This is a genomic window from Modestobacter sp. NPDC049651, from assembly GCF_040659695.1.
GTDB lineage: Bacteria > Actinomycetota > Actinomycetes > Mycobacteriales > Geodermatophilaceae > Modestobacter.
On the sequence record NZ_JBFAOG010000001.1, the window covers coordinates 410426 to 430596 of the forward strand.

At 74.7% G+C, this 20171-nt stretch carries 17 protein-coding genes; 7 read left to right on the forward strand and 10 right to left on the reverse strand.

The window, feature by feature from the left end:
* Positions 1 to 66: 66 nt before the first annotated feature.
* From AB0J00_RS02145 to AB0J00_RS02155, 3 genes are all read left to right on the forward strand, one after another.
* A complete protein-coding gene (locus AB0J00_RS02145) occupies positions 67 to 357 on the forward strand; it encodes an ANTAR domain-containing protein (RefSeq protein WP_357739451.1) in 291 nt (96 codons plus the stop codon).
* A gap of 93 nt (positions 358 to 450) precedes the next feature.
* Positions 451 to 1407 (forward strand): helix-turn-helix transcriptional regulator, encoded by a 957-nt coding sequence (locus AB0J00_RS02150; protein WP_357739454.1) that lies wholly within the window; start codon positions 451 to 453, stop codon positions 1405 to 1407.
* 111 nt (positions 1408 to 1518) lie between these two features.
* On the forward strand, positions 1519 to 2628 hold the full coding sequence (locus tag AB0J00_RS02155) for a glycosyltransferase family 4 protein (RefSeq protein ID WP_357739457.1): 1110 nt from the start codon (positions 1519 to 1521) through the stop codon (positions 2626 to 2628).
* On the opposite strand, the gene AB0J00_RS02160 is transcribed toward AB0J00_RS02155, so the two are convergent.
* Complete coding sequence (locus tag AB0J00_RS02160) at positions 2578 to 4743, reverse strand: glycogen debranching N-terminal domain-containing protein (RefSeq protein ID WP_357739460.1); 2166 nt, start codon at positions 4741 to 4743, stop codon at positions 2578 to 2580. The genes AB0J00_RS02155 and AB0J00_RS02160 overlap by 51 nt on opposite strands.
* A gap of 167 nt (positions 4744 to 4910) precedes the next feature.
* Here AB0J00_RS02160 and AB0J00_RS02165 point away from each other — a divergent pair, with 167 nt between their 5' ends.
* Positions 4911 to 5450, forward strand: coding sequence for an SRPBCC family protein (locus AB0J00_RS02165; RefSeq protein ID WP_357739463.1), 540 nt, complete (start codon positions 4911 to 4913; stop codon positions 5448 to 5450).
* Positions 5447 to 6622 (forward strand): zinc-dependent alcohol dehydrogenase, encoded by a 1176-nt coding sequence (locus AB0J00_RS02170; RefSeq protein ID WP_357739466.1) that lies wholly within the window; start codon positions 5447 to 5449, stop codon positions 6620 to 6622. The genes AB0J00_RS02165 and AB0J00_RS02170 overlap by 4 nt, the downstream gene beginning before the upstream one ends.
* On the opposite strand, the gene AB0J00_RS02175 is transcribed toward AB0J00_RS02170, so the two are convergent.
* The gene (locus tag AB0J00_RS02175; protein ID WP_357739469.1) at positions 6612 to 7562 is read right to left on the reverse strand and encodes a LysR family transcriptional regulator; all 951 of its coding nucleotides are present in this window, start codon (positions 7560 to 7562) and stop codon (positions 6612 to 6614) included. The two genes, AB0J00_RS02170 and AB0J00_RS02175, sit on opposite strands and share 11 nt — an antisense overlap.
* A 189-nt stretch (positions 7563 to 7751) precedes the next feature.
* Between AB0J00_RS02175 and AB0J00_RS02180 the strand changes: the two genes are divergently transcribed.
* Both AB0J00_RS02180 and AB0J00_RS02185 read left to right on the forward strand, forming a co-directional pair.
* Complete coding sequence (locus AB0J00_RS02180; protein ID WP_357739471.1) at positions 7752 to 8768, forward strand: LuxR C-terminal-related transcriptional regulator; 1017 nt, start codon at positions 7752 to 7754, stop codon at positions 8766 to 8768.
* A 49-nt stretch (positions 8769 to 8817) separates the two neighbouring features.
* On the forward strand, positions 8818 to 10125 hold the full coding sequence (locus AB0J00_RS02185; RefSeq protein ID WP_357739474.1) for a DUF2254 domain-containing protein: 1308 nt from the start codon (positions 8818 to 8820) through the stop codon (positions 10123 to 10125).
* Between the two features lie 3 nt (positions 10126 to 10128).
* On the opposite strand, the gene AB0J00_RS02190 is transcribed toward AB0J00_RS02185, so the two are convergent.
* From AB0J00_RS02190 to AB0J00_RS02225, 8 genes are read right to left on the reverse strand one after another with little or no spacing between them, the layout of a single operon-like run.
* Positions 10129 to 10980, reverse strand: coding sequence for an HAD hydrolase-like protein (locus tag AB0J00_RS02190; protein WP_357739477.1), 852 nt, complete (start codon positions 10978 to 10980; stop codon positions 10129 to 10131).
* Positions 10973 to 12454, reverse strand: coding sequence for a biotin carboxyl carrier protein (locus AB0J00_RS02195; protein ID WP_357739480.1), 1482 nt, complete (start codon positions 12452 to 12454; stop codon positions 10973 to 10975). The genes AB0J00_RS02190 and AB0J00_RS02195 overlap by 8 nt, the downstream gene beginning before the upstream one ends.
* Positions 12454 to 13821, reverse strand: a complete 1368-nt coding sequence (locus tag AB0J00_RS02200) for a biotin carboxylase N-terminal domain-containing protein (protein WP_357739483.1) — start codon at positions 13819 to 13821, stop codon at positions 12454 to 12456. The genes AB0J00_RS02195 and AB0J00_RS02200 overlap by 1 nt, the downstream gene beginning before the upstream one ends.
* Complete coding sequence (locus AB0J00_RS02205) at positions 13818 to 14318, reverse strand: biotin/lipoyl-containing protein (protein WP_357739486.1); 501 nt, start codon at positions 14316 to 14318, stop codon at positions 13818 to 13820. The genes AB0J00_RS02200 and AB0J00_RS02205 overlap by 4 nt, the downstream gene beginning before the upstream one ends.
* 5 nt (positions 14319 to 14323) lie before the next feature.
* On the reverse strand, positions 14324 to 15421 hold the full coding sequence (locus tag AB0J00_RS02210) for a PEP/pyruvate-binding domain-containing protein (RefSeq protein ID WP_357739489.1): 1098 nt from the start codon (positions 15419 to 15421) through the stop codon (positions 14324 to 14326).
* Positions 15418 to 17238, reverse strand: a complete 1821-nt coding sequence (locus AB0J00_RS02215) for a PEP-utilizing enzyme (RefSeq protein ID WP_357739492.1) — start codon at positions 17236 to 17238, stop codon at positions 15418 to 15420. The genes AB0J00_RS02210 and AB0J00_RS02215 overlap by 4 nt, the downstream gene beginning before the upstream one ends.
* Positions 17239 to 17262: 24 nt before the next feature.
* A complete protein-coding gene (locus AB0J00_RS02220; protein WP_357739495.1) occupies positions 17263 to 19284 on the reverse strand; it encodes an acetoacetate--CoA ligase in 2022 nt (673 codons plus the stop codon).
* Positions 19285 to 19332: 48 nt separating this feature from the next.
* Complete coding sequence (locus AB0J00_RS02225) at positions 19333 to 20118, reverse strand: IclR family transcriptional regulator (protein WP_357739498.1); 786 nt, start codon at positions 20116 to 20118, stop codon at positions 19333 to 19335.
* Positions 20119 to 20171 lie beyond the last annotated feature (53 nt).

Consider the following 20171-nt stretch of genomic DNA (forward strand, 5'->3'; position numbering starts at 1 on the left):
TGCCGCGCCGCGCACGCACCCTGGAGGTCCGTCGCGGGGACCGCGCCTGAGGAGGAGCCAGCACCGATGACCGTCGTCCTGCCCGTGGAGCTGATGGCCACCCCTGCGGAGCCGCCCGACGTGCTCACCCTGCTCGACGAGCTGCAGGAGCGGGCCCGGTCCGCGGAGGACCGGGCGGCCGGCCTGGAGCGCGCGCTGGCCAGCAACCGGCGCATCGGGATGGCGATCGGCATCCTGATGTGCCAGCGCCGGCTCACCGAGGAGCAGGCGTTCGCGGTGCTCCGGACCCACAGCCAGCACCGCAACGTCAAGGTGCGCGAGCTGGCCGAGACGGTGATCTACACGGGCAGGCTGTGAGTCGCTGCCCGCGCAGAGGGGTCGATCGCGATGAGCGGTGAGAGGACAGGTCTCCCGGGGACGGCGGCGGAAGCCGGAGCGCCGGGCTGGACCGTGCAGGAGAGAGCTGCCGACGTCCTGCAGCGGCTGGGGCGGATCCTGACCTTCGACGCCGGCTGGCTGGCACTGCGGGACCCAGAGCAGTGCCGGTGCGCCCCGCTCGCCACCACCGGTCCTGTCGAGCCGCTCACCGCCTACTTCCGCCGTCCGGAGGCCGACGAGGAGGTAGAGCTGCTGGGCCTCAACCGGTGCCGGCCGCCGATGCTCGCCACCGATATACCGGGCCCGCTGCCCGAGGTGCGCGCCTGGGGCGACCACCTGCTCCCGGCGGGCTTCCGCCAGGGCCTGGCCGCTGGGCTGTTCACGTCGAGGGGGCGGCACGTCGGCTTCCTCAGCCTGCTCTCCGCCGATCCGTCGCGACCCGGCGAGGCCGGTCGCGACGTCGTCGCGGCCGTCACGACGGCCATCGCCGACGAGCTCGACCGGACGCGGGACGTCGCCGAGACAGCTCGGATCGTCGAGCGGGCCGGAGCCGGCGCGGTGGTCACCCGCGCGGGAGAGGTCCTGCCGCTGCCCGGGCTGCCGGGCGACCGCCTGCTGGCACCGGGCTCCCCGGTGATCGCGGTCGCCGCGGACGAGCTGGCCGCCGGCGGCGCACACGTCTCGTTCCTCGCCCCCGCATCCGGCGCGGGCGGCGAGCACCTGGTCCGCGTCACCGCCCTGGACGTCGCCCGTCCGGACCTGGACCACCTCGCCGCCGCGGTCGTCCTGGCGCCACCGGGCGACCTGCACGGGCTCACCGTGCTCGATCTGCGGGTCCTGGGACTGCTGGTCGACGGCGTCACGGGCACCCGCGACCTCGCCCGGTCACTGCGCGTGTCCCCCGGCGCGGTCGCCGAGTCCGTGGCGCGGGGCCTGGCCGCCCTGCGGACCGGTGACCCCACGGTCGCCGCGGTGCGCGCGCTCCGGCGCGGGATGCGCATCCCGCCGCGGGTTCCGCGGGCGGACTGAGCCGGGGAAATCGGTCGCACTGCCGATGGTCGCGGCCCGCTCCGGCGGTTGTGATTGCAGACGATCCCGTCCACCATCGCGGCGCGCGCCGCCCGCTCCGAGGGACGTCCCATGCGCATCGGCCTGATCGCTCCGCCCTGGCTCCCCGTCCCACCCCCGGCCTACGGCGGAACCGAGTCGGTCATCGACCGGCTCGCCCGCGGTCTCGTCCGGGACGGCCACGAGGTGCTGCTCGCCGCGGCGGCCAACAGCACCTGCCCGGTGGGCCGGGTGCCCGGCACGGACGAAGCCGTCGCCGGAGCACCGGCGACCGGCGGCGCGGTCGACGAGGTCCGCCACGTGGTCACCAGCTACGGGGCGATGGGCGACGTCGACGTCGTCCACGACCACACCACCTGCGGACCCGTGTACCGGCACCAGCCGGTGGGCGTCCCGGTCGTGACCACCAACCACGGCCCGTTCAACGCCCCGCTGAACGCGATCTACCGCTCCCTGCGCGACGTCCCGGTCATCGCCATCTCGCACGCGCAGGCCGCGTCCGCCGACGGTGTCCGCATCGCCGCCGTGATCCACCACGGCATCGACGTCGTCGCCGTGCCGGAGGGTCGGGGCCGTGGCGGGTTCGCCAGCTTCCTCGGTCGGATGAGCCCGGAGAAGGGTCCCCGGGAAGCGGTGCTGGTCGCCCGCGCCGCGGGAGTCCCGCTGCGCCTCGCGGCGAAGCTCCGGGAGCCCGCGGAGCGGCAGTACTTCGAGGCCGAGGTCGAACCGCTGCTCGGCGGCGGCATCGAGTACGTGGGGGAACTCGGGGAGAAGGACAAGCTGGACCTCGTCGGCGACTCCTTCGCCCTCCTCAACCCCATCCAGTGGCCCGAGCCCTTCGGCCTGGTGATGATCGAGGCGCTCGCCACGGGGACACCGGTCGTCACCACGCCGTCGGGCGCGGCGCCGGAGATCGTGGACGACGGTGTCACCGGGTACCTGCGCGGCGACCGCCACGCCCTCATCGAGTCGCTGCTGGCGGCCGCGGACCTGGATCGGACGGCCTGTCGAGCGTCGGCCGTGGCGCGCTTCGACACCGACCGGATGGTCCGCGAGCACGTCGAGCTGTACACCGGCCTGCTGGACTCCGAGCGGCGGTTGCCGCGTCCGCGGGTGACCGGCCACCCGGTGTCACGCAGGGTCCTCCAGCCGCGCGGGCTCGCACCGCAGCTCGACGCCTGACGGCACGTCCTCCACCACGGTCCCGGCGCCGGTCACCTCGACGGTGACGCGGCCGGCGCCGAGGGCCACGCCCTCGACCCGCAGCGGTGTGAAGGCCGCCGGGAGGACGGGGTCGACCCGCAGCTCCTCCCGTGGCAGGTCCGGGTCGAACCGCAGCAGGGTCCGGACGAGCTGGACCGGGGTCGCGGAGGCCCACGCCTGCGGCGAGCAGGAGGTCGGGTAGGGCACCGGTTCGCGGAACTCGCCGCGGTCGAAGCCGCAGAAGAGCTCGGGCAGCCGGCCACCGAAGTGTTCGGCCGCCTCCAGCAGCGCTTCGGCGACCCGCTGCGCCTGTGCCACGAAGCCGTACCGCATCAGCCCGGCGACGATGAAGGCGTTGTCGTGCGGCCACACCGAACCGTTGTGGTAGCTGACCGGGTCGTAGGCGCCCATGGCGCTGCTGAGCGTGCGCACTCCCCAGCCCGAGAACATCGCCGGGGAGAGCAGGTGCTCGGCCACCAGCGGCGCCTTGTCGGCGTCGACGATGCCGCTCCAGAGGCAGTGGCCCATGTTGGACGCGCAGGCGTCGACCGGGTTCCCGCCCCGGTCCAGCGCCAGGGCGTACCACCCTCGCTCCGGCAGCCAGAACCGCTCGTTGAAGGCCTTCTTCAGGGTCGCCGCCCGCTCCAGCCAGTGCTGCGCCCCGGCGTCGTCGTCCAGCCAGCGGGCGAGTTCGGCCCGGGCCCGGTAGGCGCCGTAGGCGTACCCCTGGACCTCGCAGAGCGCGATCGGCGCCTCGGCCGGGCGGCCGTCGGCAAAGGTGATCCCGTCCCAGGAGTCCTTCCAGCCCTGGTTCTGCAGCCCGCGGTCGGTCGCGCGGCGGTATTCGAGGAAGCCGTCACCGTCCCGGTCGCCGTAGCGCTCCATCCACGCCAGCGCCCGGTCGGCGTGGGGCAGCAGCTCCTGCACCTCCCGGCGCTCGCCGCCCCAGCGGGCGAACTCCCCCAGCAGCACCACGAACAGCGGGGTGGCGTCGACGGTGCCGTAGTAGATGCTGCCGCCGCCCAGGGAGAGCCCCGAGTCGACGCCCAGCCGCACCTCGTGCAGGATGCGGCCAGGTTCTTCCTCGGTCACCGGGTCGGTGGTGCGCCCCTGGTGCCGTGCGAGCGTGCGCAGCGTGCCGAGCGCCAGGCTCCGGTCGACCGGCAGCGCCATGTAGGCGGTCAGCAGCGAGTCCCGGCCGAACAGGGCCATGAACCAGGGCGCGCCGGCGGCGACCGCGGCGAGCGCGGGGTCCTCGGGGTCGAAGATGCGCAGCGCGCCCACGTCCTCCTGGCTGCGCCGCAGCGTGCGCTGCAGGCTGTCGTGGCCGGTCGTGGCGATCGGCGTGGTCTCGCGCCACCGCTGCAGCCGCCGGGCCGGCAGGGACTCCCCTTCCGGCCGGTCCAGCGGGAAGGACGGCTCGGCCGCCTCGCCGTCGACGACCGGGCGCACCAGCAGCGACGCCGACCACTCGCCGCGCGCGGGGACGAGGGCCTCGAAGCGGATGACCCCCGCTCCGGCGCCGGGGCCCGCGGACGCCACCACCGTGCCGCCGGGCGCGTCGACGACCGCCCCGCGGTGGGTCTCCCGCCAGTGCAGGTCCAGGTACAGCCGGTCGTCCTGGGCCCGCGCCCGCGGCTCCCCGCGGGGTTGCACGCGCCCCTCCTTGACCTCGAACAGGTCCGCGAAGTCCGCCGCCACCGCGACCGTGACGGTGCACGTCGTCGGCTCGGCCCCCGGGTTGCGCAGGACCAGGTCCTCGCGGAGCCCGTTGCCCACCCGCCGGTCCCGCTGCACGAGGAGGTTGGTGTCGGTCCGACCGAACCGCCGGGCGAGCCGGCCCAGGAACGTCGCGCGGTAGGGGTCCGGGGTCATCGCCGCCAGCGGGTCGGGGACCTCGCCGTCGACCCGCAGCTCCCAGCGGGAGAGGACGCGGGTGTCCCGGAAGAACACGCCGAGGGGACCGCCGCCCCCGATGTCCCCACCGGGCGTGCAGATGCAGAACGAGGACCCCTCCACCAGCGTGACGGCGCCCCCGCCGACGCGGGCCGGTTCGTTCTCCGGGTTCCACTTCTCCGGCAGTCCGGCGCCCATCGCCCCACCCTCGATCGCTTCGGCAGACCGTTCCACGTTCGTGCCGCCGGGTCCGGGCGGCAATCGGTCGTTCTGCCGATGGCGCGGGCCGGGCTCCGGCGATGGGCTGCACTCCGAGACCGTCTTCCAGCCGGCACCGGGACCGGACGAGGGGAGCGCGTGACCCGATGGAACTGACCTCGACCACGACCGTCACCAGGCCGCCCGAGGAGGTGTACGCCTTCTGGCGCCGGCTCGACCGGCTCCCCACGTTCATGGCGCACCTCGACGAGGTCAGGACGACCGACGGGCGTCGCACCCACTGGACGGCCAGCGCACCCTTCGGGCGGTCGGTCGAGTGGGACGCCGAGACCACTGAGGACGTCCCCGGTGAGCGCATCGCCTGGCGGTCGTTGGACGGCGCCGCCGTGCCCAACTCCGGTCAGGTCCGGTTCGTGCCGGCGCCGGGCGGCCGGGGCACCGAGGTGTACGTGCTCCTGAGCTACGAGATGCCCGGCGGCGCGCTGGGCAAGGCCGCGGCGACGTACTTCGGCGAGGAGCCGTCGCAGCAGCTGGACGACGACCTGCGGCGGTTCAAGCAGGTGCTGGAGACCGGCGAGGTGATCCGGTCCGACGGCGCGCCGCGGGGCAAGCAGGCCCGCGGGGAGTTCCCGCAGCACCCCGCCCAGCCGTTGACCGACGAGGAGTTCACAGAGGCGCTGGCGTGAAGGCCAACTGCTGGATCCGCCCGAACGAGGTCGAGGTGACCGACGTCCCCGACCCGAAGATCCTGAACAGCCGGGACGCGATCGTGAAGATCACGTCGACGGCGATCTGCGGCTCCGACCTGCACCTGCTCGACGGCTACGTGCCGACGATGCAGCAGGGCGACGTCATGGGCCACGAGTTCATGGGCGAGGTGGTCGAGGTCGGCTCCGGCGTGGACCGCGACAGGCTCCGGGTCGGCGACCGGGTCGTCGTCCCCTTCCCCATCGGCTGCGGTGCCTGCGCCGCCTGCCGGAGCCAGCTGTGGTCCTGCTGCGAGAACACCAACCCCAACGCCGGCGTGGCCGAGAAGATGTTCGGCCACCCGGTCGCCGGCATCTACGGCTACTCGCACCTCACCGGCGGCTTCGCCGGCGGCCAGGCCGAGTACGCCCGCGTGGTGCTCGCCGACGTCAACCCGCTGAAGATCGAGTCCGACCTCACCGACGAGCAGGTGCTCTTCCTCTCCGACATCCTGCCCACCGGCTACATGGGCGCCGAGATGTGCGAGATCACCGACGGCGACGTCGTCGCCGTCTGGGGCGCCGGGCCGGTCGGGCAGTTCGCGATGGACTCCGCCCGGGTGCTGGGTGCGGCGAAGGTGATCGCCATCGACGACGTCCCCTACCGGCTGGCGATGGCCGCCGCGCAGGGCTACGAGACGATCGACTTCTCCGACACCGACGTCCGGTCGGCGCTGCTCGCGCTGACCGGCGGGCGCGGCCCGGACAAGTGCATCGACGCGGTCGGCATGGAGGCCACGCACGGCGCCGCCCACGTGGACCTCTACGACCGGGCCAAGCAGGCCGTCCGCTCCGAGACCGACCGGCCGCACGCGCTCCGCCAGGCGATCATGTCCTGCCGCAGCGGGGGCATCGTCTCGGTCATCGGGGTGTACGGCGGGTTCGTCGACAAGTTCCCGGCCGGCTCCTGGATGAACCGGTCGTTGACGCTGAGGACCGGGCAGTGCCACGTGCAGCGCTACATGCGGCCGTTGCTCGAGCGGATCGAGCGCGGCGAGATCGACCCGACCCGGGTGATCACCCACCGGCTCCCGTTGAGCGAGACCCCCCACGGCTACGACCTCTTCAAGAACAAGCGGGAAGGCTGCGAGAAGGTGGTGGTCAGCCCGTGACCGACGACGGCTCCCGGCGGCGACGCGGCGGGCTGATCAGCACCTCCGGCCCGTTCGCCGCCTCGACGAGGTGATCGACGAGCCGGCGGACGGCGAGCCGACCCGGTCGGCGCCAGACGACCTCGAGCTCGAGGGACAACGGCGGGTCGAGCGGGCGCACCACGACACCGGCCACGTCCATGTGCTCGACCACCCCGAGGATCCCCGGCGCGACCCCGGCCCCTGCCGCGACCGCCCGCAGCATCGCCTCGGGGCTGTTGATCAGATCTGGCTCGATGACCACCTGCCCCGGCTGCGCTCCAGCGGGCAGCAGGTGGTCGACGGTGCGTTGCCAGATGCCGGCGAAGGGCGACAGCGGGAACATCACCGTGGACTGGTCCGCCAGCCCGGCGACCGCGACCTGCGGCTGGCCGGAGAGCGGATGCCGCACCGGCAGCACGATCCCGAACAGCACGGTGCCGAGGACGACCCCGTCGAGGTCGCGGTGCTCCCGCGGCCGGCTCCAGACGACGGCTGCATCGGCCCGGGCCTGCCGCACCGCCTCGACGGCGTCGTCCCCCGGGCTGGAGGTCACGAAGACCTCCACCCCGGGGATGGCCTCGGCCACCGTGCGCAGGGGGCCGTCGAGGACCCTCTCGGCCATGGTGCACACCCGGAGGGTCACCTGCTCCCGGCCCGAGGCACCGGCGGACCGCACGTCCTCGCGGGCCCGGTCCACCTCGGCGAGGATCACCCTCGCCCGGACTGCCAGTGCGTGCCCGGCGACGGTGAGCTCGACCCGCTGCGGCGTGCGCTCGAAGAGCGCCACGCGCAGCTCCCGCTCCAGGGCCCGGATCTGCTGGGAGAGGGAGGGCGCGGCGATGTGCAGCCGCTGCGCGGCACGACTGAACCGGCCCTCCTCGGCCACGGCCAGGAAGTACGCGAGCTGGCGCAACTCCATGGTCGAGATTGTGGCTCCGCTGGCACAGCCGGGCACGTGCCGGAGGTCGTTCCTCACACCCCTGCAACTTTTGCTCACGGTCACCAGGACTACGACCGGGTCCGGCGCGGTAGCACTGCGACGATCGTCCGGGGTCAGCGGCGTCGAGACGCGGTGCTCCAGCTGACCGGCCCACGCCTGGGAGCACCGATGACGCTGGAGCAAGGGCTGGCCCAGCTGGCCGAGCTGGCCCTCTCGCCCGCTCAGCCAGCCGAGCGTGCGCAGGACCTGCTGGCTTGCCTGCGCCGCCTCGTGCCGTTCGACGCCGCCTGGCTGGCGCTCGCCGACCCGGTGACCCGCAGCTACACCGCGCTGGCGAGCGCCGACCTCGACGAGGACACCCTGCGCTACCTGGGCGGTCCCCAGATGGCCCACGACATCGAGGTGACCGAGACCAACCGCGCCCGCCCCCCGCGGAGCCCCTCCGACCTGCCCTACCCGGCCGACGAGCTGCCGACGTGGGCAGAGTGCCTCGCACCCGCCGGCATCAACGAGGCCCTGGCGGTCGCCCTGTACGACAGAGGGCGGCGCCACGTCGGGTTCGTCACGCTCCTGTCCGGCAGCAAGGAGCCACCGTCCCCGGCCGTGCGGCGCCGGTTGCACACGCTCACCCCGCTCCTGGCGCGCGGGATCGACCCGCTCCGGTCGCTGGCCGCGGCGGTGCAGATGGTGCGCGGAGCGACCGCCGGGGCGGTGCTGCGCTCCGGCCGGGCCACCCTCCCGATGCCCGGCCTCGACGGCGACGCACTGCTCACCGAAGGGGCACCCGTTGTCGCCGTCGCACGCTCGCGCATCGACGACGGCCAGCCCTTCGCGTCGTTCCTGTGGCCGCGGGGAGGCCGGCACGCCCCGGGCGGCCACGTCCGCGTGACCGTGCTGGCCAGCTGCCCGGAGGCATCGGCGCACGTGCTGGGGGCGGTGGTCCTCTCCCCTGCGACCGGGTTGCGAGGGCTGACGCCGCGAGAGCTGGAGGTGCTCGGCCTGCTGGTCGACGGGTGCTCGAACCAGCAGATCGCCTCCGCGCTGGTCGTCGCGCCGCGGACCGTCGCCGCGCACGTGGAGCACATCCTCGTCAAGCTCGATGCGCCCACGAGGACGCTCGCGGCGGTGCGGGCCGAGCGCGAAGGCCTCTACGTGCCCTCGCCCGAGCCGCCCTGCCGGGCCTGAACCGCACCCCGCGTCGGAAGTGCCCCGCCCGGCACCAGGAGACATGAGCATGCTGCGCCTCCAACGCTTCGTCCGTTCCAGCCTGTGGCTGCTGCCGCTCGGCTGCCTCGCCGCGGGCGTGCTCCTCGCCGTCGGGGCGCTCGCCGTGGACCGGGCGACGGGGTACCGGCTGGTGCCGCAGAGCCTGACCGGGACGCCGTCCGACGCCCAGACGATCCTGTCCTCCTTCGCGACGGCCATGGTGTCGCTGACGAGCCTCGTGCTGACGGTCACCCTGGTCGCGGTCCAGCTGGCGATGGGCCAGTTCTCGCCCCGCATCGTGGGGGCGCTGCTGGACGACCGGTTCAACCAGCTGGCGATCGGGCTGTTCGGCGCGACCTTCCTGGTCGCGGTGCTGACCCTCCGGGAGGTCCGCGGCTCCGACACCGGCATCGTGCCGGGGCTGTCGATGCTGCTGTCCTACGTCCTGATGCTCGCCAGCATCGTCGCGCTCGTCCTGTTCGTGCACCACGCCGGTCAGGGCCTGCGGGTCGCCGGGCTGATCGACCTCGTCGGTGACCGGAGCCGCGCCTTCATCGTCCGCGAGCACGGGGACGTCCCCGCCGCGGCCGGGAGCCCGTCCGACGTCCTCGCCGCCCGACCGGGCAACATCGTGCGCGTCGACCGGCCCGCCCTGGTCGCCGCGGCCCGGCGGGCCGACTGCGTGCTGGAGCTGGTGCCCGTCGTCGGGGACTTCGTCGTCGGTGGCGCACCGCTGTTCCGGGTGCGCAGCACGGACGGGGAGCCGGCTGCCCGTCTGGGGGCCGCCGACGTCACCCGCCACGTCCTGCTCGGGCCGGAGCGCGTGCACACCGAGGACCTCGCCTACGGCATCCGCAAGCTCGTCGACATCGGCGTGCGGTCGATCGCCCAGCCGTTCAACGACCCGACGACGGCGGTCCAGGCGCTGCACCGGCTGCACGACCTGCTGCGCCAGATCGCCCCCCGGCCCCTGCCCTGCGGGGAGCACCGGGACGCGGACGGCGTGGTGCGCCTGGTCGAGCGGACCGTCAGCTGGGACGGCTACGTCCGGCTCGCCTTCGACGAGATCCGCCTGGCCGGGGCGTCGGAGCCGCAGGTGACCCGGAAGCTCTGCGCGGCCCTGGCCGACCTCAAGGGCGTGGCACCGCCCGACCGGCAGGCGCCGCTGGACCGCCAGCTCCGGCTGCTCGACGCCGCCGTCCGGCGCGCGCACGACGACGAGGAGGACGTGCTGTCCGCGCTGACCCCGGACACCGAGGGCATCGGGTCCGGCGAGGACGTCACCACCGCGCCGCGGCCGGGCACGAGGGAGCGCAGCGCCGCCCTGCCGAGGTGACGGTCAGCCGCTCCCGAGCAGTCCGGCCAGCACCCCCACGTCGGTCAGGTCCAAGTGCGGGCGGACCTCCGCGGGCAGCCCGGCGTAGGACTCCGCGTGGCCGATGCCGGTGTGCACCGCGACCGCGAGCGCGCCGCCCGCGTGGGCCATCGGCACCTCCAGCTCCGGGTCGTCGCCGACGACCGCCAGGTCCGCCGCCGGGACGCCGACGTGCCGCGCGGCCACCTCCAGCGCCTCGAGCGCGGGCTTCCCGACGACGGTCACCGGCGCCCCGGTGACGTCGCGGACCACGGCGCTGATCGCCCGCGAGGTGCCCAGCGTGCGTCCCTCGGCGGTGGCGAAGAACGGCGACTGCGACGCGCTGTAGAACTCTGCGCCCCCGAGGACCGCGAAGCAGGCCGCCTCCAGCGCGTCGAAGGTCAGCTCCTGCCGGAACCAGCCGGCGAGGACGGCGTCCGCGGTCGTCCCCCGCAGCGGCGGGACCGCCTCGATGCCGGCGGCCTCCAGCGGCTCGGTGATGCCCTTGCCGCCGAGCACCATGACCCGCTGGTGCCCCCGCCGCCGGAGCACCTCCGCGGCGGAGGTGGCCGGGGTGAGCACGGCGTCACCGGGCACGGCGAAGCCGGCGCGCCGGAGGGCGTCCGCGCACTCGCCGGGGGTCTTCACCGTGCCGTTGGTGAACACGCAGAACGGCGTGCCCCGCTCCGCGAGCAGCCGCAGGAACTCCACGGCCCCGGGCAGCGCGCGCAGGCCCCGGTTGTCGCGGTCGCCGAGGACGAGCGTCCCGTCCATGTCGAGCACGAAGCCGCGCACCGCGCGCAGCCGGTCGAGGACGGCGGGAGCGGGTTCAGGCACGAGCGTCCTCCTCGGGGCGGCGGTGCACGGACAGGCGCAGACCGGGCTTGGCGACGGCCAGGTCGTGCACGGTGGTCCGCTCCCCCAGCTCCCGGATCAGGCCGAGCACCGGGGCGAGGGTGGGCTGGTAGTGCCGCGGTGCCGGGCCGGCGGCGACCATGGCGTCGACCTGGTCGGCGGGCATGTGGGCGCGCAGCAGCAGCTCCTCGTCGCTGGGGGTGGGGCCGAACTGGCGGCGCAGCTCCGCCGGTGACGGCGGCGGTGGCTCGGCCTGCAGCTCGCGGGCCCGCGGTCGGTCGAGGACCCGGTCCAGCACGCCGGGGTCGATCGGCGCGGTGGGCCGGCCGAAGCTGCCGAGGGCGTACCGGATGACCTGGTCGGGCACGGTCGCCCAGCGCTCCCCGAGCACGTTGAACAGCGCCTGCGAGACCACCATCTGCGGGAACGGGGTCACCATGATCGGGTGGCCGAGCTCGGCCCGGACCCGGCCGACCTCCTCGATCAGCTGCTCGAAGCGGTGCTCCATCCCGATCTCGCGCAGCTGGCGGCGGGTCGTGGTGAGCACGCCGCCGGCGATCTGGTGGTGCAGGAACGCGGCGTCGTAGTCCTGCGGGCGCCCCACCGGCAGCTCCTCGGCCGCGGCCAGCCGGTCGACGAGGTCGCAGGCCAGGCCCAGGGCGCGGTCGTCGACGTCGACCCGGTGACCCATCTCCCGCAGGTTGGCCACCGTGCGGCGCACCTCCGGCAGGGACGACCCGTTGCCCAGCGCGCCGCAGCCGGTCTGCACGACCTCCACCCCCAGGTCCGGGGCGATCGCGTAGGTGAGCGGGGAGAGCCCGATGGTCGCGTGCGAGTGCAGCTCGAGCGGGGTGCCGGCCAGCTGCGCCGTGATCGCCGGCAGCAGGGTGCGGGCCCGCTCGGCGGTGAGGATGCCGGCGGGGTCCTTGACGTAGACCCGGTCGATGTCGGGGCACTCGCGCATCTGCCGGGCGAGGTCGGCGTAGAACGCGTCGTCGTGCACCGCGCTGATCGTGTAGGTCAGCGCCCCGACCACCTCGTCGACGCCGGCCTGCTTCAGCCGCCGGGCGGTGGCGCGGGCGGCGTCCACGTCGTGCATGGGGTCCAGGACGACGACCCGGTCGATGCCGTTGACGACGAGCCGGTCGTAGACCAGCTGCATGGTGTCCGGGTGCGAGTTCTGCCAGCTGATGAAGCGGAACCCGGTGCCGATGAACTGCAGCTTCGTCCTCGGCATCAGCGCGCGGGTGCGGCGGAGGAGCTCCCACGGGTTCTCCCGGTGGGTGCGCACGAGCATCCCCATCGCGGTGCTGGAGCTGTAGTCCAGGGCCCGGAAGCCGACCCGCTCGAGCAGCGGCGCCAGCTGCAGCACGTGGGCGCTGCGCAGCCCGGCGGCGCCCCACAGGCTCTGGTTGCCGTCGCGCAGCGAGACGTCGACCAGTCCGACGTCGGCCATCAGGGCACCTCCACCAGGTCGGGTCGCCGGGCCTGCAGGAACCGTTCGAAGAAGGCGGTGTCCACCCCGCCGGCGGCGAACTCGGCGTCGTCGAGCAGCGCGCGGTGCAGCGGCGCGGTCGTGACCACCCCGTCGATGCGCAGCAGCTCCAGGGCTGCCCGGGCCCGGGTGAGCGCGTCGGCCCGGTCGGTGCCGTGCACGACCAGCTTGGCCAGCAGCGAGTCGTAGTACGGCGGGACGACGGAGCCGCCCTGGACGTGGGTGTCGACCCGGATGCCGTCGCCGACCGGCAGCACCACCCGGTCGACCCGGCCCGGGGAGGGGCGGAAGTCGTGCGCCCAGTCCTCGGCGTTGATCCGGCACTCCACCGCGTGCCCGGTCAGGACGACGTCCTCCTGCCGGATGCGCAGCGCCAGGCCCTCGGCGACCGCGAGCTGCTCGGCGACCAGGTCCAGGCCGGTGACCAGCTCGGTGACCGGGTGCTCGACCTGGATCCGGGCGTTCATCTCCAGGAAGTAGAAGGCCTGCCGGTCCCGGTCGTAGAGCAGCTCGACGGTGCCCAGCCCGCGGTAGCCGAGGTGGGTGGCCAGGGCGAGGGCCGCGGCGGCGAGCTCCGCGTGCACCGCCGCGGGGAGCAGCGGGGCCGGTGCCTCCTCGAACAGCTTCTGGTAGCGCCGCTGCACCGAGCAGTCCCGGTCGCCGAGGGCCACCGCCGACGTCCCGTCGCCGAGCACCTGCACCTCGACGTGCCGGCCGGAGGCCACGTACCGCTCCAGGTAGACCCGCGGGTCCCCGAAGGCGGCGGCCGCCTCGCTGGTCGCCAGGTCCAGCGTGGCCGGCAGCTCCTCGGCGGAGCGGACCAGCTTCATGCCCCGGCCGCCGCCCCCGCTGACCGCCTTGACCAGCAGCGGGTAGCCGACCTCGGCGGCCACCGCCCGGGCACCGGCCAGGTCGGCGGCCTCCCCGCCGGGCACCACCGGCAGCCCGGCGGCGACGGCGTGCGACCGGGCGGTGAGCTTGTCGCCGACGGCGAGGAGGGTCGCCACGTCCGGCCCGACGAAGACCACCCCGGCGTCGGCGCAGGCCCGCGCCAGGGCCGGGTTCTCCGAGAGGAAGCCGTACCCCGGGTGCACCGCGTCGGCGCCGACGGCGACCGCGGCGCGCACCACGGCCGCCGGGTCCAGGTAGGACTGCGCGGCCGGGGCCGGCCCGAGCCGCACCACCCGGTCGGCGAGCCGGGCCGGCAGCTGGTCGAGGTCGGCGTCGGAGGCGGCGAGCACCGACTCGATGCCCAGCCGGGCGCAGGTCCGGACCACCCGGGCGGCGATCTCGCCGCGGTTGGCGACGAGCAGGCGGCGGATCCTCACTGCGGCCCACCGCCGGGCCCGGCCGTGCCCGGTGCCGGGTCCACCAGGAGGAGCACCGCGCCGGTGTCGGCGAACTCGCCGTCGCGGAGGCGGAACTCGGCCACCGTGCCGCGGACGCCCGCGTGCACCGGGGTCATCATCTTCATGGTCTCGACGATGCCGACCACGGTCTCCTCCGCCACCGCGTCGCCGGCCTCGACGAACGGGGGCGCCCCGGGCTTCGGCGCGCGGTAGAAGGTGCCCAGCAGCGGCGGGTGCACCGCCACCAGGCCCTCGGGGACGGCGGCGCGCGGGCGGTCCGGCTCGGCGGCGACCGCCGGTTCGTCCCCGCGTTCCACCACCGGCCGGCGGAGCACGTGCTGCTCGGCCGTCCAGCCGGTCGCCCCCGCCCGGCGCACCGTGAGGGTGAGGTCGGCCAGCTCCAGGTGCAGCTCGTCCAGGCCGCTGGAGTCCAGCGCCCGCAGGACGTCGCGGACGTCGTCCGGGGTCAGGTCCACGGGGTTCACCCCTCCGACGGGCGCTTGCCGCCCAGCAGGTCGAAGACGTGGTCGTAGGCGCGGGCGGCCGGGGCGGCTCCCGTGCGCCCGGCCGCGGCGGCGTCCTGCTCCGCCCAGACCGTCTCGGGCCGGCTCTGCAGCAGCAGGATCGTCTCCCCTGGTGGCGCGGTGCGGGACACCGCCCACTCGATGTCCTGCGGGCAGCCGTAGTGGGCCTCGACCCGGCGGGCGATCGCCACCAGCTCGGCGATCTCCTCGTCGCTGACCGACGGGACGTCGCGCAGGTTGGCCGGCACGTCGCTCTCCACCACCCCCGACCCGCGGGGGTCGGGCTGGTGCCAGCGCAGCTTGGTCGCCACCGTCCGCCGGCTGATCTCCCCGGTGACCTTGCTGACCACGAACGTGTCCGGGGTGACGTCGCCGCTGACGACGGCGGAGCCGAGGCCCCAGCTGGCGTCGATGGCCACCACCGAGCGGTCGCCGGTGAGCGGGCTGCGGGTGAACATCACCCCGGAGCTGCGGGCCCCGACCATCTCCTGGACGACGACCGCCATCGCCAGGTCGGTCTCGGGGATCCCCCGGCGCAGCCGGTAGCTGACCGACTCGACGCTGTACAGGCTCGCCCAGCAGCGGCGCACGTGCTCGAGCACCGAGTCGGCACCGCGCACCCACAGGTAGGTGTCCTGCAGCCCGGCGAAGCTGGCCTCCGCGCTGTCCTCGCTGGTGGCGCTGGAGCGCACGGCGACCGGCAGGTCGGCCTGCCCGCACTCGCCGGCCAGCCGCGCGTAGCCGGCGGTGACCGCCTCGACCACCCCGGGCGGCAGCGGCGCGGCCTCCACGGTCGCCCGCAGCCCGGCGCAGGCGGCCGCGACCGCGTCGCCGTCGGCCGGGTCGAGGGCCGTCACCCGCTGACCGGGGTCGAGCGCGGCGACCGCCGTCCGGAACGCCTCGGTGGTCACCACCAGCCCGTCGGGGACGCGGATGCCGGCCCGCTTCAGCTCGCCGAGGCTGGCGCCCTTGCCGCCGGCGACGGCCACGTCGTCCCGGCCGACGTCGGCGAAGCGGAGCACGAGGGGGGCGGTGGTCATGGCGGGCCCGCTCACCGGAGCACGGTGACGATGCCGCGGTCCCCGTCGACCCGGACGCGGTCACCCGTCCGGATCCTGGCGGTGGCCTGGCCGGTGCCGACGACGGCCGGCATGCCGTACTCGCGGGCCACGATCGCGGCGTGCGACATGGTGCCGCCGATGTCGGAGACCGCTGCGGCGATCGTGCCGAAGACCGGGCCCCAGCTCGGTGCGGTCACCGGGCAGACGAGGACCTCGCCCTCGCGGATCTGGCCGATGTCGTTGACGTTCATCAGCACCCGGGCGGTGCCCTCGACCACGCCCGGTGAGGCTGCGTACCCGCGCACGGTGTCCTCGTCGAGCTCCTGGGCGCCGAGCCAGGTCTCGATGGTCTCGTCGGTGACACCCCAGAGCATCTGCACGGCGGGGTCGTTGAGCGACTCCGGCGCCGGGCCCAGCGCCGGCGGCGGCGACCACCCGGCGAGCGCCTCGAGCACCTGCTTGCGGCGGGCCACGATCGGCTGCCAGTGCCGGGCCCCGAGCTCCTGCCCGCCCGAGGCCCAGGCCAGCTGCACGTCGGCCAGGGCGTCCTCCACCTCGACGTGGCGGAGGTGGAACACGTCGTCGGCGTCGGCCAGCACGCCGCGCTCGGCCAGCAGCCGGCCGAAGCCCCGGACCTTCTGGAAGAACCGGGTGGTGAACCAGTGCTCGCAGTAGAACTTGTGCGACTCGATGTAGGGGAAGACCTGCCGGCACAGGCCGAGCATCTGGTCGAAGGCGCCCCGCTCGTCCTCGGAGCCGAGCAGCGCGCGGTACTCCACCGCGATGCGCTCGCGCTCCTCGGCCAGCCGCTCGGTCGGCCGGGTCAGGCTCCTGCCGGCGGCGACCTGCTCGACGTAGCGCGGCAGCGCGGCGAACGGGACCGTCAGGTCGTCGGCCCAGGAGAGGTGGTGGTGGTAGAAGCCGTCGCCGACCGACACGTTGAACCAGGGGTCCTTGGCCGCCTCCAGCGCCGCCAGCCAGCGGTGGCCGGCGTCCCCGCGCCCGGCCAGGCCGCTGAGCACCTTGCCCGGGTCGCTGCCCTCGACGAACAGGTCGGCGAGGTCCAGCTCGACGGCCAGGGCCGCCAGCTTCTTCAGCTCGTCGTCCGGGCGGTACATGGTGACGTCGATGCCGGCGACCATGCGGGCCACCGTCTGGTCCCCGATCTCGGGGAAGGCCCGCTTGCAGAACTCGAAGAAGACGACGTACGCGCCGTAGCCGAGCATCAGGAACTCGGTGTGGTGGTGCCACATCTTCGAGTACAGGTCGATGCAGCGGTGGAACTCCTCCCGCAGCAGGTGGTTGCTGGCGTACCCGCGGGCGCCGGTGACCACCTCGAGGTCGTCCAGCTCGCCGAGCCGCGGCACCTCGACGGACTCGATGTCGGCGATCAGCGCCTCGATCCGCTGCTGCCACTCGCCGTACAGCCGGTCCCAGTTGGCGTAGTAGTGGCCGGCCCGCTCCTGGAAGTGCGCCAGCCGCTGCTCGACCTGCGCGGGGTCGGTCACCGGGTTGGCCGTGATGTAGACCCGCCCGTGGACGATGCGGTACTCGATGCCCAGCGTGGTCGGGAAGCTGAACAGCCGGGCGGTGTTCGCCCCGATCGCGGTGTACGGGATCTCCGAGGTCAGCCCGTCGAACGCCGGCACCACCTCGGGGAAGTGCATGGAGTTGTAGAACCAGAAGCGCTGGTCGTCCTCGGGCTGGAAGCGGGAGAAGTAGGGGTACATCTCCTCCCACCCCTCGGCGCCGGGGACCGGGGCGAGCTGGGACGGCAGCGGGAAGGACCGCTCGCCGGGAACCTGGGACATCGTCGTCTCCTCTGCTCGGTGGGGTCAGGCGAGCGAGTAGTCCCGCTGCGCGCGGGCGTACTCGACGAACGGGGTCAGCGCGGCGGGGTCGGCCATGGCGCTGGGGTCCGCGACGGTGGCGGGGTCGGCGCCCAGCAGGACCCGGCGGACCGGCACCTCCATCTTCTTGCCGCTGCGGGTGAGCGGGATCGCGTCGACGGCGACGACCCGGTCGGGCACGTGGCGCGGGGTGTGCTCCTCGCGGAGCCGGCGGCGCAGCCGGGCCTCCAGGTCGGCGTCCAGCTCGGCACCCGGGGCGAGCTGGACGAACAGCGGCATGAACGAACCGCCGCCGGGCAGGTCCAGGTGCACCACCAGCGAGGACAGCACCGCGGGGTCCTCCTCGACCACGCGGTAGACCTCGGCGGTCCCGATCCGCACCCCGTACCGGTTCAGGACGGCGTCCGAGCGGCCCCGGACGAAGCACCCGCCGCGCTCGTTGACCTCCAGGAAGTCGCCGTGCCGCCACACCCCGGGGAAGGTCTCGAAGTAGCTGGCCCGGTGGCGGGCGCCGTCCTCGTCGCCCCAGAGGAACAGCGGCATCGAGGGCATCGGCCGGGTGACGACGAGCTCCCCGACCCGGCCGACGACGGGCTGCCCGCTGTCGTCCCACGCCTCCGCGGCCACGCCGAGGGAGCGGGCCTGGATCTCCCCCGCCCGCACCGGCAGCGTCGGCACGCCCCCGACCAGCCCGGTGCAGACGTCGGTGCCGCCGCTGCCGGTGGCGACGTGCAGCTCGTCCTTGACGTCGGTGTAGAACCACGCGGTGACCGCGGGGGCGACCGGCGAGCCGGCCGGCATCACGACGTCCAGCGCGGAGAGGTCGAACTGCTCCCGGGGCACCACGCCGGCCTTCCGCACCAGCTCGACGAAGGCGGGGCCGGCGCCCAGCAGCCGCGCCCGGCTGTCCTGCGCGATCCGCCACAGCACGCCGACGTCCGGGTGCGCGGGGTTGCCGTCGTGGAGCACCGGCACCGCGCCGGCCAGCAGCATGCCGACCAGGGAGTTCCACAACATCCAGCCCGTGGTGGTGGCGAAGAACGCCCGGTCGCCGGCGCGCAGGTCGTGGTGCAGGACGTGCAGCTTGAGCTGCTCGAGCAGGATCCCGCCGTGCCCGTGCACGATCGGCTTGGGCAGCCCGGTGGTGCCGGAGGAGAACAGCACCCACAGCGGGTGGTCGAACGGCACCTGCTCGCAGGCGAACCCCGCCGCCGGCACCGGCGGGCCGCCGACCACCTCGGCCCACGGGGTGCCGCCCGGGCCCGGGTCCAGGCCCAGCACGGGCACGTGCACGACCTCGCGCAGCGACGGCAGGCCCGCGACGAGCTCGGCGACCACGCCGCGCCGGTCGAACACCCGGCCGCCGTAGCGGTACCCGTCGGCCGCCAGCAGCACCGTCGGCGCCAGCTGGCCCAGCCGGTCGACCGCGCCCCGCGCGCCGAAGTCCGGGGAGACCGCGGCCCACACCGCGCCGACGCTCGCGGCCGCCACCACCGCGACCACCGCCTGCGGCACGTTTGGCAGGTAGCCCACCACCCGGTCGCCGGGGCGGACGCCGATCGAGCGCAGGTGCGTGGCGACGCTGCGGACCTGACCGGCGAGGTCCGCCCAGCCCAGCTCCCGCAGCGGCGCGTCCTCGGCGGTGTGCAGGAGGGCCGCGTCGCCGGGGCGCTCCATCCGGAGCAGGTGCTCGGCGAGGTTCAGCCGGGCCCCGGGGAACCAGCGGGCGCCCGGCATGACCAGGCTCTCCAGCACCGCGGTGTGCGGCGCCGACGACCGGACGTCGAAGAAGTCCCAGACGGCCTGCCAGAACTCGGCCAGCTCGGTCGTCGACCACTCCCACAGGGCGGTGTAGTCGCCGAACTCCCGACCGGTCCGCTCCTCGGCGAACCGGGTGAAGGCCGTCAGCCGGGACCGTTCGACCCGCTCGGGTGACGGCGTCCAGAGCAGGTCGCCCTCACCGACCGCACCGGGGTCGGCCCCCCGCCGCGTCCCTGCCCCGGTCATGCGCAGACCGTGGAGGAGCCGTGGGTGCGGGGCAAGGCACGGTTTCCGCTATCCGGGAACTCTGCCCGCTCCCGCCCGCGGCTCGTCCCGGGTCGGGGCCGCGAGCCCGCTGCGCCGGACGTCGGCACCGATCGACGCCGCCGCGGACCGCAGGTGCGGCAGCGCGGCGGCCAGCCGCGCGCTGGTCAGCGGCGCCAGCAGGCCGATCGCCGCCGTGACACCGTCGCTGCCGGGGACCGGCACCGCCACCGACGAGACGCCGAGCCGGTGCTCCTGCGCGCTGCGGGCGAGCCCCTCCCGGCGGATCCCGTCGAGCTGCCGGTGCAGCACGCGGGCGTCGGTGACGGTGAAGGCGGTGCGCCGGGTCAGGTCGCCGGCGACCTCCGCGACCACCGGCTCCGGGGCGTGCGCCAGCAGCACCTTGCCCACGGCGGTGCAGTGCAGCGGCAGCCGGTCCCCCGGGTTGTGCCGGGTGGGGATGCTCCGGGTGCCGGCGAGCCGGTCGACGACCAGCGCGCTGGTGCCGTCGAGCACGGCCAGGTCGACCGTGTGCCCGGTCGTCGACACCAGGTCCTGCAGGTGCGGCAGCGCCAGCTCCCGCAGGCTGGTCACCGGCGCCAGCAGGCCCAGCCGCCACAGCCGCGCGCCGATCTCGTAGCGCCCGTCACCGCGCCGCACGAGCAGCTGCCCGTCGACCAGGTCGCCGGCCAGCCGGTGGGCCGTGGCGAGCGGCAGCCCGCTGCGGCGGGCCAGCTGCGAGAGGTTCAGGCTGCGGTGCTCACCGTCGAACGCGCCGAGGACGGCGGTCGCCCGCAGGGTCACCGACCTGCTCATGCGCGGATGCTAGCGGCCCGGATCCGGTCCCGACCGGCCGCGATGTCCCCGTC